General features: G+C 42.7%; 2 protein-coding genes and 1 pseudogene. All 3 read right to left on the bottom strand.

Translation table 11 applies throughout. The features are described 5' to 3' along the window. On the bottom strand, window positions 1-1,539 hold a 1,539-nt coding region (locus tag AC4GME_RS18405; protein ID WP_490380002.1), incomplete at its 3' end, for an efflux RND transporter permease subunit. Further along, window positions 1,536-2,843: an efflux RND transporter periplasmic adaptor subunit gene (locus AC4GME_RS18410; RefSeq protein ID WP_490377712.1), complete on the bottom strand. Its 1,308-nt coding sequence runs from the start codon at window positions 2,841-2,843 to the stop codon at window positions 1,536-1,538. The genes AC4GME_RS18405 and AC4GME_RS18410, both read right to left, overlap by 4 nt. Next, window positions 2,830-3,034 (bottom strand): annotated as a pseudogene (locus AC4GME_RS18415) (TetR/AcrR family transcriptional regulator); the annotation flags it as partial. The gene AC4GME_RS18410 and the pseudogene AC4GME_RS18415, both read right to left, overlap by 14 nt.

A 3,034-nucleotide genomic window follows, 5' to 3' on the forward strand; every position in this document is an offset into this window, starting at 1 on the left:
AGTAACAAGTTTAGTATTTCTAAAATCTTCAAACTTATCTAAAAAGCGGCGTTTCCACTGCCACATCGGTCTTTCTGTAGTTTTTTTACTTAGTGAGTGATTCAGATGATTCGGTAAAATACAAAATGCTTCTATCAAGCTGATGCTCAACACTAAAATCAGCACCATAGGTACTACAGATAATACTGCGCCCATTTGTCCCTCTAACCACAATAAACTGCCGAAAATAAAAATAGTGGTTAAAAAAGAGGAAACAACGCCCGGTGCAACTTTAATGACGCCTTTACTGACCGCTTCCTGCGGGGAAAATCCACGATCAATATGCGAGGCAATGGATTCTGCAATCACGATTGCATCGTCCATCATAATACCGATGGCCATTAACAAACCCACCAGGCTCATTATGTTAATAGAAAGTCCGAGCACACTCATCAGGAACAAGCCGCCCATAAAAGCCACGGGTAAGCCGGCCGAAACCCAGAATGAATACCTCAGAGAGAAAAACAGCCACATACTGCAGAAAACTAAAATAATACCCTGCCAGCCGTTTTTGATCATCATGCTCAGCCTGTCCTTAAGCAGCGATGATAAATCATTGGTTAAGGTAAGGGTAACGCCTTCTGGTGCGCGTAAATTTTCCTGATCGACAAACTCCTGTACTTTAGCTTTAATGCGCAACGCATCATCGGCTTTATTTTTTTTGATATTTAAAACGGCTGACGGTTTGCCGTCAAACAGTATTTTCTCTTCATCAACTTCAAATTTATCTGTGATTGTTGCAATATCAGAGAGCCGTACAATACCGCCTTGCGGGTTAGATGAAATTACCGTTGTGCCTAACTCGAAGGGCGTAACTTTCTGCTGATCAAAACGAATCAGCAGATTTTTTTCATGAAGTTCAATATTACCGCTGGGCATTTTAACATTCTGCCTGTTTATCTTATCGGCAATGTCATTAACGGTTAAAGAAAGACGTCTGATTGCTTCCTGATTTAGTTCGACACTTAACTGGTGATCAGAGAAGCCCGAAATGCTGACTAAGCTGACACCAGCATCAACTTTCAATCTAAGTTTGACGTCCTCAGCGTAAGCTTTTAACTGCGGACGGGTGGTATCGGCAGAAATTGCAATATCAACAACCGGCTCTGCCCAGTCGAGTTCTTTAACGATCGGCGGCTCTACCTCACTAGGAAAATCTTTTATTGCGCCTATTTCAGTCTGCACATCTACTAAAGAGCGTCCAAGATCGACGTCTTCATTGAGTTTGATAATCAGTGTTGCCATGCCTTCAACGGCCTGACATTTAGTTTCTTCAATATTGGATAAACCGTCAATGGCATCTTCCATACGCAGACACAGGCTTTCTTCAACCTCAATAGGTGATGCGCCCGGATAAACAACAGATGCAGAGATATACGGCGGTGCAAATTCAGGAAAAGTTTCGCGTTTTATGTTGCCTAAACTGGATATACCCAGCACTAGAAAACCGAGCATCATTAAGTTAGCCAGTGTCGGGTGGCGTGTTAAATAATTTATCACAGCGCCTGCTCCTTAATATCAACAGTTTTAAGTGACATGCCGGTAATAGCTGGAATAAGATCATTGACCACTAACTGCTGCCCCTCTTGTAAATCACCGCTAATTACCACTCCCTGTTTCGTTCTGTAGAGTACTTTAACCGCTTTTATCTGCAGTTTATTATCGCTGTCCATAAGATAGATTTTACTTTCGTGCAGTGCTTTTTCAGGAATTACATATTGTGTTGAGCTTGCGCCGGTAATTGTTGCTGCTAAAAACATGCCTTTGGTTAATGGCGGTTTAGAGGGAAGGTTTAACTTCCTGAAGTCCTGTTCAACTTCTAAGTAAACGCCGATGGTGGCCTGATCCGGATTAACTGTTTCAGCAACTCGGGTCACTTTTGCCGGCCACTGATATTCATTGGATGCCATCTGCAGTGAGACATCAGCAACCAGCTGCAGCGTTTCGATTGAAGGTAACGTTCCATTCTGAGGCAGATGCTTAATACTGTTCATCAGAATGTTCATATCTGACAGGGATAATTCGGCCTTTATCTCAACCGTGCCTAACTGATAAGCGCTGAGCATCACCGAGCCTAAAGAAACTACCTGATCCTGTTCAATATTAACTTCTGCAATTCGTGCATCATAGGGCAGGACAAGTTTTGTTTTGCTCAGTTTGCGCTGACTGTCCGCCAATTTAGACTGATTGATACGTACCTGTGCAATGGTAACTTTACGGTCATCGGGCAGCAGCTGTAGAGAGCTCTGCAGATCCTGTACGCGGTTCTGCTGCCCTAACAGAGTCTGTTTTTGATTTTCGACACTGGAATTGGAGATCAGACCTTTCTTTTTCAAAGTAAGTTGTCTTTGATATTCCTGTTCAACTAACTGCAGTTTCTGTTTTTCTAATTTGAGGCTGTCGGTGAAGTTTTCCTCCTGCTGATCAATTCGCAGCAGCTGCGCTTCACTGGCATGTAAATTTGCTTCAGCCTGCGCTAAATTGAGCTGATATTCGAGCGGATCAATTTCCAAAAGCACAGTTCCCTTGGGCAGCAGGCGGCCTGTTTCTAATAATGGATTACGGAAAATCAGTTTGCCGCTGACTTCGGCAATTCCCTGCCAGCTGTGCTTAGGCGTTACCCGGCCAAAACCTGTGATCTGAGGGGCAGTCTGCTGTGTTTTTAAGGTCATTATTTCAACCAGTCTGGCGCGGTCAAAACTTTCCTGCAGCTCTGGGCTGGGTTTAAGCTTGACTGCCAGTAGCAGTACAATAACTCCGACAACAAGTCCCAGTATAAAAAAGCGTTTTTTATTTTCCATCATTATTATTGTCCTGTGGTTTAAGTAAACCTAAGCTAAGTAACTGAATATTTTGTTCGGCAAGGTGTGTTAAAAATTCATCTGTAAACTTAATGTTATACATTTTTTTAAAGTTATCCGGCATTAAAAAGGGAAAGACCATTAAGCTGATAAAACTTATCCGGGCGCAGTCGCTATCGATATTATCTTTAAGC

The organism is Psychromonas sp. (assembly GCF_983033635.1).

Excerpts from the sequence above, each read along its gene's own strand:
- AC4GME_RS18410 (WP_490377712.1), bottom strand. The coding sequence starts at position 2,843 with ATGATGGAAAATAAAAAACGCTTTTTTATACTGGGACTTGTTGTCGGA.